The sequence below is a fragment of the Achromobacter xylosoxidans genome (genome assembly GCF_014490035.1).
Classification (GTDB): domain Bacteria; phylum Pseudomonadota; class Gammaproteobacteria; order Burkholderiales; family Burkholderiaceae_B; genus Achromobacter; species Achromobacter bronchisepticus_A.
Genome location: NZ_CP061008.1, coordinates 4,659,317 through 4,675,491 on the forward strand (window position 1 = coordinate 4,659,317; position 16,175 = coordinate 4,675,491).

The following is a 16,175-nucleotide window of genomic DNA, read 5'->3' on the forward strand; positions in this document are numbered from 1 at the left end:
GATCGGTCCACTGATGCGCCGCCCGCCCGCGGCGCGGTCTGCCCCTTCCGCCCTATCTGGCCATTGGCGCCACCAGGGCCCAGGGCCGCAGCGCTTCGACCTGCGCTGCCAGTTCCAGCAACAGCGCCTCGCTGCCCAGCGGCCCCATCAGCTGGATGCCGATGGGCAGGCCATCGGACGACATGCCGAAGGGGATGGAGATGGCGGGCATGCCCGTCAGATTGGCCAAAGGCGCGAAAGGCGAATAGCCGATGACGCCCTTCTTGCCCAAACGGTAGGCCAGGTAGTCGGCGTTGTCCATGGCGTAGCGGCCAATGGCCGCCGGCGGCTGCGCCAGCACAGGGCTGAGGAACAGGTCGTAGCCTTGCGTGCCGTCGCGTTCCAGGAAGCGGCCGACCCGGCGCGTGATCTCGTGGCAGGTATCGACGCAGGCCACGTACTGCGCGCCGGAGATGGCGCGGGCGTACTCGCGCGCGCCCAGCGTGGTCGGCTGCAGTTCGTCGGCGGCCAGGCGGCGGCCGCGCGCGGCCACGAAGGCATCGATGGCGTTGGCCGCCGCGCTCGCGATCAGCGGCAGCATGGGCGACAGCACCTCCTCGGATCCCACCGGCGGCGCGGCAGGCGCCAATTCATGGCCCAGCGAGGCGAAGAGGCGCGCGGCCTCGTCCACGACGGCCGCCACTTCAGGATGGATGGCCTCGCCCTCGTAGGTGGTGTTGACGAAGGCGATGCGGCGCCGCGCAGCCGATTGCGGATCGGCGGCCACGCGCGCCACCACGGCACGATAGGAATCCTTCGGCAGCGCCGGCGCGGCATATGGCGCGCCCACGTCGGCGCCGGCGCTGATGTCCAGCGACGCGGCGCAGTCGCGCACCGACAGGGTCATCATGTGTTCGGTGGCCAGGCCGCCCCAGCCTTCGCCCTTCAGCGGACCCAGCGGCATCAGGCCGCGCGAAGGTTTCAGGCCCAGCACGCCGCAGCAGGACGAGGGAATGCGGATGGACCCGCCGCCGTCGCTGCCATGGGCGATGCGCACCATGCCGCTGGCCAGCGCGGCGCCCGCGCCGCCGCTGGACCCGCCCGCGCTATGGCCCGCCTTCCAGGGATTCTGCGTGGCCGGTCCGTAGACCGGCGATTCGGTGGTGGGGCTCAGGCCCAGTTCCGCGCTGGTCGTGCGGCCGAACGGAATCAGGCCGGCACGACGGTAGCGCTTGACGATCTCGGCGTCGACGTTCCATTCCACCTGGCCATACAGCACCGACCCCATGGCGCTGGGCAGGCCCAACGCCGCGGTGCCCAGATCCTTGAGCAAGGTGGGCACGCCCAGGAACGGCCGCTTCTGCAATTGCGCCAAGCGCTGTTCCTGCGACAGGCCGCCCAGCTCCTCGTCCAGCGACTGCGCCAGGCGCAGGCCGATTTCCGCCTGCATGCCGCAGGCCGCGTTGATCGAGGGATTGCGGGCCGCCACCCGATCCACCGCCTGCTGCATCGCAGCAAGCGCAGTGGTGGCCCCTTGTGCGATATCGGCGCCCAGCGCCGTCGCGTCCAGGGTGGAGGAATCATGGCGTTCAGCGGTGCTCATGCTTGCAATGCTCCAGGTAGCTGACGGCGGATTGCCGCTAGCGCCAGGATATCGGCAGTCGCAGCGGGCAACAAGCTCACGCCCCTGCGATGCCGCCGCGGCCGGATCAGTTCTGGCCCGCAGCCTGGTCTTCGTCGTCATCCCCGGGGCCGCCCTCGTCCGCCGCGCCCAGCAGCAGCCGGGCGTCGGCTTCGGGGAGCGCCTCGACGGCCTTCAGGTTCTTGAGCATGGCGCGGGTGCGCACTTCCGTCTGCCCGATCTTGTTGCTGGCAGTGTCCAGCGTCTTCTTGACGCTGGCCAGGGATTCGCCGAACTTGCCGAACTCCGTCTTGACCGCGCGCAGCACCTGCCAGACCTCGGACGAGCGCTGTTCGATCGCCAGCGTGCGGAACCCCATCTGCAGGCTGTTCAGCAGCGCCGCCAGGTTGCTGGGACCGGCCACGTTGACGCGCAGGTCATGCAGCTTGTCCAGCAGGCCGGGGCGGCGCAGCACCTCGGCGTACAGGCTTTCGGTGGGCAGGAACATGATGGCGAAGTCGGTGGTGTGCGGCGGCGCGACGTACTTGCCTGCGATCAGGCGCGCCTGCAGCTCGACGGCCCGGCCCAGCGCGGCACCGGCGTTCTTCACGCCTTCGATGTCGGCGGCTTCCTGCGCGTCCATGAGGCGCTCGTACTCTTCCTTGGGGAACTTGGCGTCGATCGGCAGCCAGACGGGTTCGCCGCCATCGCCGCGCCCCGGCAGGCGGATGGCGAACTCCACCACCGCATCGCTGCCCGGCACGGGCTTGATGTTGCTGGCGTACTGGTCCGGCGTCATGTTGTCCTCGATCAGCCTGGCCAGCTGCACCTCGCCCCAGGTGCCGCGCGACTTCACGTTGGTCAGCACCCGCTTCAGGTCGCCCACGCCCGCCGCCAGCGCCTGCATTTCCCCCAGGCCCTTGTGCACGGCCTCCAGGCGGTCCGACACCAGCTTGAAGGACTCGCCCAGGCGCTGCTCCAGCGTGGCGTGGAGTTTTTCATCCACGGTGCGGCGCATTTCGTCGAGCTTGGCGCTGTTGTCGGTTTGCAACGATTGCAGCCGCTGATCCACCGTGGCGCGCACTTCCATCAGGCGCCGCTCGTTGATCTGGATGAGGCCTTGCAGTTGCTCGGAGAAGCCCGCTGCAAAGCGCGTCAGGGATTCCGCCGACTCGGCGCGCGCGGCCTGGGCATCGCGCGACAAGCCGGCGCGCAGGTCGCCATGCGACTGCGACAGCTCCACCCGCAGGGCGCGCGTGGAGTCCGCGAATTCGCTGCGCAGGCCGCGCTGGCCTTCAGCGATGTCGGAGCGCAGCGCGCGCTCGGTGCGTTCCAGGCTTTCCAGCAGCGCATCGAGCCGGGCGTCCTGCGCGGGCGGGCGCAGCCAGGCCAGCAACGCCGCCAGAAAGGCCAGAACGGCGCCGCCTGCGGCGATCCAAAGCAGATGTATGTCGTTCAAAAGATGCATCTCCAAAGCCGGGATTGTAGGATGCGGCCCCCGTCGTTCAGGGTGAATCCCGCTAGGATCGACCACTGCCGGGCAAGTAAAACGGAAACAAGGGATTAAACTTTGGGGCATTCAAACAGGTTTGCTCCCCCTTGACCCCCCCAGATCCCACCCCCTGTCTCGCCGCGGCTTCATTCCAGTCCGTCTTCGGCCCGCTGGACCTGAACGCCGCCACGCCGCTCGCCTCGGGACACGACAGGCACATATTCCAGCACCCCAACATGCCGTCCTTGCTCGTCAAGGTCATGGATATGCGCGCCCGCGCGGTGTACCTGGAATCGCGCCCGTTCAAGCGCTGGTACAAGCAGTACCAGCGTGAAAGCGCGTACCGCGTCTACCTGACCGAAATTTCCGAGTACGTCACCACCACCACCCGCCCCTCCGGCGTCTGGCAGGTGCCCATGGCGCGCATACTCGGCGTGGCCCAAACCACGCTGGGCTTGGGGCTGGTCGTCGAGAAAATCTGCGATACCAACGGCAATATTGCTCCCACCGTGACGGATCTGGCCAAGCAGGGCAAGCTGGACGACGCCCTCAGCGCGCAGCTGGACGAATTCTTCCAGGACTTGGCCGATGCCCACGTGGTCCTGCACGACATCTCCGCCAGCAACATCGCCTGTGGCCTGAATGCCGACGGCAAACAAGGCCTGTACCTGATCGACGGCTTCGGCGGGCTGCCCCTAATTCCGATCTATGCCTGGAGCAAGCGCCTGAACAGCCGGCGCATCCACCGCAAGTACACGCGCATGCGCGCGGCCCTGGCCGAACGCATCGCCACTGGCGGGTTCTGAGGCGCCTTACGCAAGCGCGGCCGGGGCGCGGGCTGGTCGGCTACGCCTGCGGCGCCTGCGGCAACACCACGCCCTGGCGGTCTACCCATACATAGTCGTGGCCGGCGCGCTGTCCGCGGCGCAAGGGATTGCGCGTGCAGAAGGCCGCATAGGCAGGATCCACAAAACGGTAGTGCAAGTGTTCGTCCCGCCCTAGCGGAATGCCCAGGCGCGTGGTGCAGATCAGGGCCTCGGGCGACTCGCCCACATCCTCCACGTACAGCGCCTGCGGGTCGAAACCGCGTGCATCCCAGTCCGGCACCTTCAGGCCCAACGCCCGGCACAGCAGCGTCTGGCCGGCGCACAGGCCCGAGACCGGCCGCGGCCGCCCCTGTGCATCCGGGTTCAACTGCAGCATGCGGGCCAGCGCCTGCGGACCGGACAGCGCGTCCGTCCAGGGATAGGCGGATTTGATCAGCACGGCGTTGCCCGGCCCGCCGGCGCTGAAGTTCAGCGAATCCCCGCCGCGGGCGTAATACATGTAGACCGTGCCGCCGTCCATGAACAGGGCGCGCCGCTTGTGGGTGTAGCCCAGCGACGCATGGCTGCCCTTCTCTTCCAGGTAATAGGCTTCGGTCTCGATGATGCGGGCCGACAGCCACAGGTCACCCACGCGGTGGCGGATCACCTTGCCCGGCAACTCGCGCGCCAGCTGCGCGGCGTCGCGGTCGAAGAAGGCGTCGGGCAAGGCCCGGCCGGGCGCGCCCGGCGCCAGGCCGGCCTGGACCTCAGGCGAAACGTTCGCCGTAGCGCTTTTCGCTGAAGCCAACGCTCACCTCGCCATCGGGCGTGACCGTAACCGGGCGGCGCACCAGCGCCGGATACTCGGCGATCAGCTGGCTCCACTGCGCATCGGTGTGCGCCGTCTTGCGCTCTTCGGGCAGGTTGCGCCAGGTCATGGACGTGCGGTTGACCAGCTTTTCCCAGCCGCCGACCTGGTCAGCCCAGGACTTCAGCGTGGCGGCCGGCACCGGATTGTCGCGGTAGTCCACGAACGCATGGGCAACGCCATGCGCGGTCAGCCAGTCGCGCGCCTTGACGCAGGTGCTGCACTTCGTCAGGCCGTACAGGGTGGTTTGCTTCATTTGGGTTCGGACTCCTTGCGCCATTGCATGCGGTTGGCCAGGATCACGCAAGTGCCGACCGCCAGGATGAAGAGCGTCGCCAGCGCATTGATTTCGGGTTTCAAGCCCAGGCGCACGCGCGAGAAAACTTCCATGGGCAGCGTGCTGGAGCTGGGGCCGGACAGGAACGAAGCCAGCACCACGTCGTCCAGCGACAGGGTGAAGGACAGCAGCCAGGCCGAGGCCAGCGCCGGCGCGATCAGCGGCAGCGTGATCTTGAAGAACACGGTCATGGGCGTGGCGCCCAGGTCCAGCGCGGCCTCTTCCAGCGAGCGGTCCAGGTCGCGGATGCGGGTCTGGATGACGACCGCGACGAAGGCCATGCACAGGGTCACGTGGCCGACCCAGATCGTGAAGATGCCGTTTTCGGCGGGCCAGCCCAGGCTGCCGCGCAGTTCCACGAACATCAGCAGGAGCGAGATGCCCAGCACCACTTCGGGGATGACCAGCGGCGCGCTCAGCATGCCCACATACAGGGCGAAGCCGCGGAAGCGCCCCATGCGGCCCAGCACATAGCCGGCCCAGGTGCCGATGATGACGGCGGCGGTGGCGGTCATGGCGGCGATGCGGAACGACAGCCAGGCCGCGCGCAGCAGCGCGTCGTCGTTGAACAGCGAGTGATACCAGCGGAACGAGAAGCCGGTCCACGACGTGACGGTGGGCGACTCGTTGAACGAGAACACCATCAGGCTGATGATGGGCACGTACAGGAAGAAGTACCCCAGCCCCAGCACGACGGCGCGCAAAGTCTTGTTGGGCCCGTTCATTTGCGGCCTCCGCTCGCCTGTTCCTGCTGCTTGACCTGGTTGTATTGGAAATACACCAGGGGCACCAGCAGCAACAGCACCATCACGCAGGTCACGGCCGAGGCCATGGGCCAGTCGGCGTTGTTGAAGAATTCATTCCACATCACGCGGCCCATCATGAGCGTGTTGGCGCCGCCCAGCATTTCGGGGATCACGTACTCGCCCACCGCCGGGATGAACACCAGCATGGCGCCCGCGATCACGCCCTGGCGCGACAGCGGCACGGTGATCTGCCAGAACGCCTGCCAGGGCTTGGCGCCCAGGTCGTAGGCGGCTTCGAGCAGGCGCAGGTCCATCTTCACCAGCGTGGCATACAGCGGCAGGATGAAGAACGGCAGGTAGGCGTAAACCATGCCGATGTAGACGGCGACGTCGGTGCGGTAGATTTCCAGCGGACTGGAAATGATGCCCAGGCTCTGCAGCAGGTTGTTGAGCAGCCCGTCGTTGCGCAGGATGCCGACCCAGGCGTATACGCGCAGCAGCAGCGAAGTCCAGAACGGCAGGATCACGCCCAGGAGCAGCAGGTTGCGCACCGCCGGCGACGAACGCGCGATGTAATAGGCGATGGGATAGCCGATCAGTACGCAGAAGAGCGTGGTGATGGCGGCAATCTTCACCGAATTCAGATACGTGGCGAAGTACAGGCTGTCCGTGAACAGCAGGATGTAGCCGCGCAGATGCAGGCTGAACTGCACCGCCTCGTCCTTGAATTCCGCCAGCGACGTATACGGCGGAATGCCGAACTTCAGCTCGGCGAAACTGATCTTCAGGACCAGCAGGAACGGCACCAGCAGGAACAGCACCAGCCAGGCGAACGGCGGCACCACCGCCAGCGCCCGGCCCGATGGCAACCAGTCGCGGGGCGAAAAGCGGATCATGACGCCAGCACCGTGGCGCTGTCGGCGTCCCAGCTGACGAAGATCTCTTCGTCGATGCCGGGCGCGTCCATCGCGGCCAGCAGCTGGCTGGGCACGCTGGCCTCGACCGTCTTGCCGGAATCCAGGCGGATCTGATAGAGCGCGTAGCTGCCCATCCAGGCCATGTGGCTGACCATGCCGTGGGCCCAGTTGTACTCGGCTTCGGGCTGCTCGCGCGACACCACCAACCGTTCAGGGCGGATGGAGACGTGCACTTCCATGCCGAGCGGTTCGCTCACGCCGTGGTTGACGAAGAGCGGGCGGGTCAGCTCGCCGCACTCGATGGCGACATGGTCCGGTTCATCGACCACGATGGTGCCGGTGAACATGTTGGTCGAACCGATGAAGCTGGCGACGAAGCGGGAATTCGGGAAGGCGTAGACGTCCTGCGGCGTGCCGCATTGGACGATCTGGCCTTCGGTCATGACGGCCAGGCGATGGGCCATGGTCATGGCTTCTTCCTGGTCGTGCGTGACCATGATGCAGGTCACGCCGACCTGCTCCAGGATCTTCACGAGTTCGATCTGGGTCTTCTGGCGGATCTGCTTGTCCAACGCGGACATGGGCTCGTCCAGCAGCAGCAGCTTGGGCCGCTTGACCAGGCTGCGCGCCAGCGCCACGCGCTGCTGCTGGCCGCCCGACAGCTGGTTGGGCTTGCGGCGCGAATAACCGGCCATCTGGACCAGGTCCAGGGCTTCGAACACGCGGTCGTGGATCTCGGCCCGATCCACGCCTTCCTGCTTCAGGCCGAAGGCCACGTTGGCCTCGACCGTCATGTGCGGGAACAGCGCGTAGGACTGGAACATCATGTTCACGGGCCGGCGGTACGGCGGCACGTGCGTGATGTCCTCGCCATCCAGGAAGATCTGGCCCGAGGTGGCTTCCTCGAAGCCCGCCAGCATGCGCAGCAAGGTGGACTTGCCGCTGCCCGAACTGCCGAGCAGGGCGAAGATCTCGTTGCGCTTGACCGAGAGATTGACGGAACGGACGGCGACCACATCGCCGAAGATCTTTACGACATCGGAGATCCGGACGAACTCGTCCGGATCGGCCGAATGCTGCGCCGAGTAACGGCTATCGCTCATGATGACTTATCTTCCAGACTTCAGCTCGGACCACATCCGGTTTTGCAGGCGTTGGATGTTCAAGGGCAGCGCCTTGATCACATACAGGGTCTTGGAGACGTCCGCCGGCGGGTAGATCATGGGGTTGTCGGCCACGTCCTTGACCACGTACTGCCGCGCCTCTTTGTTGGCGTTGGGGTAGAACATGGTGTTGGTGATGGCCGCGTGCACCTTGGGCGTTTCGATGTAGTTGATGAAGGCCAGCGCCTCTTCGGGATGCGGCGCATCCTTGGGGATGACCATCAGGTCGAACCACGCGGGCGCGCCGCCCTTCGGAATGAAGTAGTTCACTTCATAGGACTTCTTGGCGTCCTGGGCGCGCTTGCGGGCGATCATCACGTCGCCGGAAAAGCCGTAGACCATGCACAGGTCGCCCACGGCCAGCTCGTCGATATAGCCCGACGAGCTGAACTGGCGGATGTACGGGCGGATCTTCATCAGCACGTCCAGCGCGGCCTTGTAGTCGTCCGCGTTGGTGCTGTTGGGGTCCTTGCCCAGGTACTTGAGCACGGCAGGGAACACCTGGGCGGCTTCGTCCAGCATGGAGATGCCGCACTCTTTCAGCTTGGCGGCGTTCTCGGGCTTGAAGATCATGTCCCAGTTGGCCAGGTCGACGCCGTCGCCCATGATCTGCTTGACCTTGGTGACGTTGTAGCCCAGGCCGTTGGTGCCGTAGCCCCAGGGAATGGCGTATTCGTTGCCGGGATCGACGGTGGCGACCAGCGCCATGATTTCGGGATCCAGGTACTTCCAGTTCGGGATCTTGGACTTGTCCAGCTTCTGGAACAGGCCGGCTTCGATCTGGCGCGAGGCGTAATGCGTGGACGGGACAACGACGTCGTAACCCGACTTGCCGGCCAACAGCTTGGCCTGCAGGGTGTCGTTGCTGTCGTAGACGTCATAGCGGACCTTGATGCCGGTTTCCTTTTCAAAACCGGGAATCGTGTCCGGAGCCGTGTATTCAGCCCAGTTGTAGACGTTGACGACCTTGTTCTGCGCCACCGCCGCCGACGAGGCCGCCATGACCAGCATCGTTCCAAGCGCCAAGCGCATACCCGCCCGTAGTTTCATCACCAGCCCCCTTGCGTTATGCCGTATGTGACAGGAGTACCAAAAGGCGAAATGATAAAGCTTTTTAGCGATCACCTGCCCAACTTTGCCGGGTAATTGGCGCGATTTGGGCCCGATGGCGGCAATTGGCCGCCGCCGCCCGGATCAGGGCTGGATTCCCACGCCCCAGGCCGTCCAGTAGCTGTCGCGCAGGCGCAGCCAGAAGCGCTCGCCCTCTTCCCCAGCCACCTTGCGCAGCGAACGGCGCAGGCGTTCCAGGTTGGCCTCGCGCTGGCGGTCCGACAGGGAACCTTGCGTGCCGCGATCGAAATCGATCAGCCAGACGCGGCCGTCGCCCCCCACCAGGATGTTGAAGGCATTGAGGTCGGCATGCCAGACGCCGGCCCGGTGCATGCGCACGATGGCCTCGGCCGCCGCCTGCCAGACCGGCTCGGCCAGCATGTGGGCCAGCGGCCGCACGCCGGGGATGCGCTCGACCACGATGGCGGCGCGGTAGATCGGGCCTTGCCGCCAGTAGGCGGCGGCAAGCGGCGCGGGCACCGCCAGGCCTTGGGCGCGCATGGCGGCCAGCAGGCGGTATTCGCGGAAGCTGCGGGTGCGGGCCTCGCCATTCCAGAGATAGGCGTCGCGGCTGATGCGCGCGATCATTCCGCCGCGGCGGTAGCGGCGCAGCACGCCCTGCCAGCCCGCCCCCTGCACGAACCACGCCGCCTGGCGCCCGCCGGCATCCACCGGCCGCGCCCGGTCGCCGTAGTGCGCCGGGTTGAACAGGTCCGGGCCGGCCTCGGCCAGCCGCGAGGGATCGCTCAGCATGGCGCCGCCCAGGGGGCCGGACCAGGCCAGGCGCCGTTCGCCGGATCGGGAATCGCCTTCAGCCTTCACGGTTGCGCATCCAGTCGGCCACGCCGTAGAAGGACTGCAGCAGGCGTTCGACCAGGGCCGGTTCGATCCCCTGGTCTTCCATGGCCCGGCCGATGCAGATGACCCACTGGTCGCGCTCGACCTCGCCGATCGAGAACGGCAGGTGCCTGGCGCGCAGCCGCGGATGGCCGAAACGTTCTATATAGTGGTCCGGACCGCCGAAGTAGCCGCAAAGAAACCAGAACAGCTTGTCGCGCGCCTGGTCCAGGCTGGGGCCATGGGCGGCCCGCAGCTCCTTCAGGTCGGGCTCCATGTCCATGAGGTCATAAAAGCGGTCCACCAAGGCGCGCACGCCCGGCTCGCCGCCAAGTAGGTCAAAAATGCTGCTGGAGTTTTCCACGGGTTCGGTAATCGTATGGACGCGCGTCGGCATCAGGTTTCTCGTAGGGTGACCAGGGGCGGGGTGCGCAACACGCCGCGCAGGGCCAGGGCGCCGCCGGCCCATGCGCCCAGCATGCCCGCGGCGATGCCCGCCAGCCAGGGCCAGAGGCTGAGAGTAATCGTGAAATCAAATACCTGCGTTGACAAAGCCCAAGCGATCGCGGTGGCGCCCGCCGCCGCCAGCAGGCCCGCCAGGCCGCCCACGGCCCACAGCTCGATGCGCTGGGAGCGCGCAAGCTGGCTGCGGGTTGCGCCCAGCGCACGCAGCACCGCGGCTTCGCGCATGCGCTCGTCGCGTGTGGCCGTCAGCGCTGCGGACAGCACCAGCACGCCGGCGGCCAGGGTGAACAGGAACAGCAGCTGCACGGCCTTGCCCACCTCGTTCAGCACGGACTGCAACTGCTGCAGGATGGCGCCCACGTCGAACACCGTCAGGTTCGGGAACTCGCGCACCAGCGCGGGCAGGACCGAGGCCTTTTCGGGCGGCAGATAGAACGAAGTGATCCAGCTCTGGGGCATGTCGGCCAACGCGGCGGGCGTCAGGATGGCGAAAAAATTGACGCGCATCGTATCCCAATCGACCCGGCGGGTGCTGGTGACGGCCACTTCGACCTGCTGGCCCGCCACGTCGAAGGTCATCTTGTCGCCCAGCGCCAGGCCCAGCGTCTTGGCCAGGCCCGACTCCAGCGACACCTCGGCCGCGCCGGGTTCCAGCCAGCGGCCCTGCTCGATGCGGTTGGAGGACGGCAATTCATCGCCATAGGACAGGTTGAACTCGCGGTCCACCAATCGCTTGGCGCGGGGCTCCTCGTAGTCGTCCGGCCCCACGGGCTTGCCGTTGATGGCAATCAGCCGCCCGCGCACCATCGGCGCCAGCGTGACGCGGCCCAGGCCTTCTCGGGTAAGCGCGTCGGTCACGGCCTGGCGCTGGTCCGGCTGCACGTTGATGAGGAAACGGTTGGGCGCATCCGGCGGCAGGGTCCGCTGCCAGCCCTGGATCAGATCGGTGCGCGTCATGGTCAGCAACAGCAGCGCCATCAGGCCCACCGCCAGGGCGCACACCTGGGTGATGGTGGCGGCGCGCCGGCGCACCACGCCAGCCAGCGCGAAACGCAGCGCCGGCAGGCCGGCAGCCAGCCGGCGCACCCGCGCCAGGCCCAGGATGCAGAGCCAGGCCACCAGCGCGAATACGGCGAAGGCTCCTAAAAAGCCGCCCGCCACCACGCCGCCCAGCTTGGCGTCGCCGGCAAACCACCAGATCAGCAGCGCGAAGCCCGCGGCCCCCAGCACATAGCCCAGGGCGCTGCGCGCGCTGAGCGCGTCGGCGTCGCGGCGCAGCACCCGGGCCGGCGGCACATGGCGCAGCTGGGCCAGCGCCGGCAGGGCAAAACCCAGCAACAGCAAGAGGCCGGTCAGCAGCCCCTGCAAGGCCGGGATGGCCGAAGGCGCGGGCAGGCTGGTATCGATCAGCGAACCCAGCAGCATCACCAGCACCTGGTGCACCGCATAACCCAGCAGGCAGCCCGCGGCCGACGAGAACAGGCCGACCAGGGTGAACTCCAGCGTCAGCATGCGCGACACTTGCGACTGCACCGCCCCCAGGCAGCGCATGACGGCGATGCCGTCACGGTGGCGCGTCATGTAGCGGCCGGCGGCCAGGGCCACGGCCACGGCCGATATCAGCACCGCCAGCAGCGCGACCAGGGACAGGAAGCGCTGCGCCCGGTCCAGCGTGCGGCGCACTTCGGGCCGGCCGGACTCCAGGGTGGCAACCTTCTGGCCGCGCTTCAGGTTCTGCTTGAGCCACGTCGCGTAGCCGGCCACGGCGTCGGGCTGGCCCGCAACGAGCATGGCGTAGCCGATGCGGCTGCCCGGCGCGATCAGGCCGGTGGCGGGCAGATCGCTGGCGCGCAGCAGCACCCGCGGCGCCACGTTGACGAATTGCATGCCGCGGTCCGGCTCATAGGTGATGACGCGGTCCACCCGCAGGTGGGCGTCGCCCACGTTGAGCGTGCCGCCCACCTTCAGGTTCAGCAGGGACAGCAATTGGGCGTCCACCCAGACCGCCCCTTCAGGCGGAATGTCGCGCGTCGGGGCGTCGGGTTCGAACGGCGCGCCCGCCACGCGCAGGGCGCCGCGCAGCGGATAGCCCGGCTCCACCGCTTTCAGCGCGGCCAGCTGGGCGCCGTCGCCGGCCCCGACCATGGACGGGAACTGCCAGGTGCTGGACACGGCCAGCCCGCGTTCGCGGGCCTGGTCCATGAAGGCGGCAGGCACCGGCTCGTCGGCGTCCAGCACCAGGTCGGCGCCCAGCATCTGCCCGGCGTCGCGCTCCAGCGCCCGGCCGACCCGGTCCGCCAGGAAGCCGACGCTGGTCACCGCGGCCACCGCCACGACCAGCGCCAGCACCAGCAGCCGCAGTTCCCCGGCGCGGGCGTCGCGCATCATCATCCTGGCGCCCTGGCGCAAGGTGGACCAAAAACCTGGGCGCCTGGCCCGTGACGTATCAGGGAAATCCATCATTCCACAATGTTAACCAACGGCCTAGATCGGGGCCGAATCCCGATATCATCCCGGGGCGGGAGGCGAAGCCACCCATAAAGATACTCAAAACCTGGAGAAGACGATGCGTAAATCCTGGCTTGCCGCCACGATTCTGGCCGCCTGCACGGCCGCAACCGCCCTGCCCGCCGTGGCGCAGAACACTCTGAAGATGGCCTACGCGCTGTCCACGTCCTCGCACTACGGCGCTGGCGCCGACGCGCTGGCCAAGTCCATCGAAGCGTCCACCGGCGGGAAATACAAAGTACAGCAATTCGCCAACAGCGCGCTGGGCGGCGAACGCGAAGTGATCGAAGGCCTGCAGATCGGCACCATCGACCTGGCCATCGTGTCCACCGGCGCCACGCTGAACTTCGTGCCTGAAACGGGTGTCTTCGACATCCCCTTCCTGCTGCGCGACTTGCCGCACGCCCGCAACGTGCTCGACAGCAAGATCGGACAAGATATGCTGGCAAAGTTCCCCAGCCGCGGCATCATCGCCCTGGCCTGGGGCGAACAGGGCTTTCGCCACCTGACCAACAACGTCCGCCCGGTCAAGACTCCGGCCGACGCCAAGGGCCTGAAGATCCGCACCACGGAAAACCCGATCCACATCACCGCCTTCCGCCAGATCGGCATTCTGCCGACCCCCATGGCCTGGCCTGAAGTCGCCACCGCCCTGCAGCAAGGCACCATCGACGGCCAGGAAAACCCGCTGTCGGTGATCACCTCCGCCAAGCTGTCGCAGATGCAGAAGTACCTGTCCTTGACCGGCCACGTCTATGGCCCGGCCCTGGTGCTGATGTCGGCCAACGTGTACGAGGGCCTGTCGGCCGCGGACAAGGCCAACTTCGACAAGGCCGGCAAGGAATCCGCCCAGGCCATGCGCGCCTACGTGGACAACATCGAGAAGACGGGTGTCGAACAGCTGAAGAAGGAAGGCATGCAGGTGTCCGAAGTGGACCGCGCCGCCTTCGCCGCCGCCGTCGAGCCCGCCTACCCCGAGTACTACAAGAAGTTCGACAAGAAGCTGATCGACGCGATCCGCGACACCAAGTAAGCGGGCCCCCGCCCCGATCCGGGGCGAAGCGCCCATGGCGGCGGGATCCCGGTCCCGCCGCTTTCGTTCCCATCCTTTGCGTACAACGCCAACGGGATTCATCATGCGTTTGCTCTGCGCCTTCGACCGCGGCCTGTTCAAACTGGTCTCGGTCCTTGCCCAATTGCTGCTGGTGGCCGCCGCAGCCGCCGCCTTCTACCAAGTCATCGCGCGCTTCGTGCTGCACTCCCCCGCCGACTGGAGCGAGGTGCTGACCCGCGCCCTCCTGATCTGGACCGTGCTGCTGGGCGTGGCCCTGGCCTTCCGTCACGGCGCCATGATCAGCGTGGAACTGCTGCGCAACCTGCTGGGCGGCACGCGCCGCCGCGTGCTCGAAGCGGTGATCGGCCTGATCTGCGCCGGATTCCTCGGCTTTCTGGCCTGGATCGGCGGCAACATGACCTACCGCGTGCGCTTCCAGACCGTGCCGAGCCTGGACATTTCGATTTCCTGGATCTACCTGGCCATCCCCGTGGGCGCCACCCTCGCCGCCATCGCCGTGCTGGCCCGCTGGTGCGCCGGCGAGGAAGACGAGGTGCCGGTGCGCAACGACGCGCAAGGCTGAGCCCCCCCATCGAACATACGCAGCAGATATCGCCATGTCCCAATTAATGATTGTCTCGATGCTGATTTTCTTCGGGCTGTCCGTGCCGGTCGCCGTGTCGATCGGCCTGGCCAGCCTGGCGGGAGTCGGCGCTGCCGGCCTGCCCTGGGTGGTGGTGGCGCAGCAACTCTTCGCCGCGCTGGACAAGTACCCGCTGGTCGCCATTCCCTTCTTCATCCTGGCCGGCAACCTGATGGAAGCGGGCGGCATCTCCGAACGCATGGTGGAGTTCGCCAAGAGCGTGGTGGGCGGCATCCAGGGCGGCCTGGCCTGCACCTGCGTGTTGACCTGCATGATCTTCGCCGCCGTGGCCGGCTCCAGCGTGGCCACCACCTTCGCGGTGGGCGCGATCCTGATTCCCGCCATGATCCGGCACGGTTACCCGGCGCCCTTCGCCGCCTCATTGCAGGCCAGCGCGGCGGAACTGGGCGTGATCATCCCGCCGTCCATCCCGATGATCCTGTTCGCGGTGTCCACCGACACCTCGACCGGCGAACTGTTCATCGCCGGCGTCATGCCTGGCATCCTGATCGGCGTGGCGCTGATGTTCTACGTCTGGTTCTACGCCAAGCGCAACAACCTGGGCAAGCGCGACGGCGAAGGCCGCCTGCCGCTGTGGCCCGCGTTCAAGAACGCCTGGCTGGCGCTGATGATGCCGGTCATCATCCTGGGCGGCATTTACGGCGGCATCTTCACGCCGACCGAAGCGTCGGTGGTGGCCGTAATGTACGCCGTGGTGGTGGGCAAGTTCATCTACCGCCGCCTAAGCTTCAAGCAGCTGTCCGCCACGCTGCACAAGTCGGTGGTGTCGACGGCGGTGATCATGTTCGTGATCGCCAACGCCGGCATCTTCAGCTTCCTGCTCAACCGCGCGGGCATTCCGGACGCGCTGGGCGTGTGGCTGGCGCAGATCTTCGACACCAAGTTCACCTTCCTGATGGGCGTGAACGCGGCGCTGTTCATAATCGGCATGTTCATCGAAACCTCGGCCTCCATCGTGGTGCTGGCGCCCTTGCTGCTGCCGGTGGCGCTGAAGTTCGGCGTGGAGCCGGTGCACTTCGGGATCATCATGGTGGTGAACCTGGCGCTCGGGATGATTACGCCGCCATTCGGGGTGAATCTCTTCGCGGCTTGCGCGGTGGCGAAGTTGCCGTTGGAGAGGTTGATCAAGCCGTTGATTCCGTTTGTGGGGGTGGTGATTGTTTGCCTGATGATCATTACTTATTGGCCGGGGTTGTCGCTGGGATTGCGGGATCTGGTCTACGCGAAGTAAGTCTGTTTGCAGGTTCTGTTGTAGTGGCGGGCGTCAGGGCTTCTTCGTAGGCCGCTCGCCGGCGCGGACGCCTGAGGGGCGAGCGCCCACGATTGCGGTCCGGAGCGTTCGCTCCGGACTGCCCCTGCCTCATCCTCGTCCTCGCCTTCGGCGACTCCTTCGGATTCCGTCGGGCGCATCGAGGTTGCTTGCCCCTCAGGCGCCCGCACCGGCGAGCTACCGGATTCTTGGCCTGTTGCGCTGCTAGAGCTGTGGTTGGTGGCGAGTCTTGCGTCACCCGCTGCTTGCGGCCGCGCGGGCGGCCGCAAGCAGCATACGTGTTGGTGGGCGTCGTGGCTGTCTGCGCTTGCGCGAATGCGGAGAGCTGTTTGCTAATG

15 protein-coding genes are annotated in these 16,175 nt (G+C 66.9%); 4 read left to right on the forward strand and 11 right to left on the reverse strand.

Annotated elements, in window-relative coordinates; all coding sequences use genetic code 11:
* Positions 1–52 precede the first annotated feature (52 nt).
* Both IAG39_RS21590 and rmuC read right to left on the reverse strand, forming a co-directional pair.
* Positions 53–1,582, reverse strand: a complete 1,530-nt coding sequence (locus IAG39_RS21590) for an amidase (protein ID WP_118932243.1) — start codon at positions 1,580–1,582, stop codon at positions 53–55.
* 106 nt (positions 1,583–1,688) lie between these two features.
* Positions 1,689–3,068, reverse strand: coding sequence for a DNA recombination protein RmuC (gene rmuC / locus IAG39_RS21595; protein WP_059380430.1), 1,380 nt, complete (start codon positions 3,066–3,068; stop codon positions 1,689–1,691).
* 131 nt (positions 3,069–3,199) lie between these two features.
* On the opposite strand from rmuC, the gene IAG39_RS21600 reads away from it, so the two are divergent.
* Positions 3,200–3,898 carry a PhoP regulatory network YrbL family protein gene (locus IAG39_RS21600; RefSeq protein ID WP_118932242.1) on the forward strand — a complete coding sequence of 233 codons (699 nt, stop codon included), beginning with the start codon at positions 3,200–3,202 and terminating at the stop codon, positions 3,896–3,898.
* 40 nt (positions 3,899–3,938) lie between these two features.
* Here the strand turns inward: IAG39_RS21600 and IAG39_RS21605 are convergent, their stop codons facing one another.
* The 9 genes from IAG39_RS21605 to IAG39_RS21645 all read right to left on the reverse strand — a co-directional run bounded on the left by IAG39_RS21605 (position 3,939) and on the right by IAG39_RS21645 (position 12,804).
* Positions 3,939–4,652, reverse strand: coding sequence for a DNA-3-methyladenine glycosylase (locus IAG39_RS21605; RefSeq protein WP_118932262.1), 714 nt, complete (start codon positions 4,650–4,652; stop codon positions 3,939–3,941).
* A 13-nt stretch (positions 4,653–4,665) separates the two neighbouring features.
* The gene (locus IAG39_RS21610; protein WP_059380432.1) at positions 4,666–5,022 is read right to left on the reverse strand and encodes an arsenate reductase; all 357 of its coding nucleotides are present in this window, start codon (positions 5,020–5,022) and stop codon (positions 4,666–4,668) included.
* On the reverse strand, positions 5,019–5,828 hold the full coding sequence (locus tag IAG39_RS21615; RefSeq protein WP_042792726.1) for an ABC transporter permease subunit: 810 nt from the start codon (positions 5,826–5,828) through the stop codon (positions 5,019–5,021). Before IAG39_RS21615 ends, IAG39_RS21610 begins: the two co-directional genes overlap by 4 nt.
* Entirely contained in the window at positions 5,825–6,745 is a 921-nt protein-coding gene (locus IAG39_RS21620) for an ABC transporter permease subunit (RefSeq protein WP_059380433.1), read from the reverse strand. Before IAG39_RS21620 ends, IAG39_RS21615 begins: the two co-directional genes overlap by 4 nt.
* Positions 6,742–7,869, reverse strand: a complete 1,128-nt coding sequence (locus tag IAG39_RS21625) for an ABC transporter ATP-binding protein (RefSeq protein ID WP_059380434.1) — start codon at positions 7,867–7,869, stop codon at positions 6,742–6,744. The genes IAG39_RS21620 and IAG39_RS21625 overlap by 4 nt, the downstream gene beginning before the upstream one ends.
* Before the next feature lie 6 nt (positions 7,870–7,875).
* A complete protein-coding gene (locus tag IAG39_RS21630) occupies positions 7,876–8,979 on the reverse strand; it encodes a polyamine ABC transporter substrate-binding protein (protein ID WP_059380435.1) in 1,104 nt (367 codons plus the stop codon).
* Positions 8,980–9,123: 144 nt separating this feature from the next.
* Complete coding sequence (locus tag IAG39_RS21635; protein WP_118932241.1) at positions 9,124–9,861, reverse strand: 3-deoxy-D-manno-octulosonic acid kinase; 738 nt, start codon at positions 9,859–9,861, stop codon at positions 9,124–9,126.
* On the reverse strand, positions 9,851–10,273 hold the full coding sequence (locus IAG39_RS21640; protein WP_059380436.1) for a group II truncated hemoglobin: 423 nt from the start codon (positions 10,271–10,273) through the stop codon (positions 9,851–9,853). The genes IAG39_RS21635 and IAG39_RS21640 overlap by 11 nt, the downstream gene beginning before the upstream one ends.
* A complete protein-coding gene (locus IAG39_RS21645) occupies positions 10,273–12,804 on the reverse strand; it encodes an ABC transporter permease (protein ID WP_118932240.1) in 2,532 nt (843 codons plus the stop codon). Before IAG39_RS21645 ends, IAG39_RS21640 begins: the two co-directional genes overlap by 1 nt.
* 103 nt (positions 12,805–12,907) lie before the next feature.
* Between IAG39_RS21645 and IAG39_RS21650 the strand changes: the two genes are divergently transcribed.
* From IAG39_RS21650 to IAG39_RS21660, 3 genes are all read left to right on the forward strand, one after another.
* A complete protein-coding gene (locus IAG39_RS21650) occupies positions 12,908–13,882 on the forward strand; it encodes a TRAP transporter substrate-binding protein (protein WP_059380438.1) in 975 nt (324 codons plus the stop codon).
* A 103-nt stretch (positions 13,883–13,985) separates the two neighbouring features.
* Entirely contained in the window at positions 13,986–14,486 is a 501-nt protein-coding gene (locus IAG39_RS21655) for a TRAP transporter small permease (RefSeq protein WP_059380439.1), read from the forward strand.
* Positions 14,487–14,520: 34 nt separating this feature from the next.
* Positions 14,521–15,798, forward strand: a complete 1,278-nt coding sequence (locus IAG39_RS21660) for a TRAP transporter large permease (protein ID WP_118932239.1) — start codon at positions 14,521–14,523, stop codon at positions 15,796–15,798.
* The last annotated feature ends 377 nt before the right edge of the window (positions 15,799–16,175 follow it).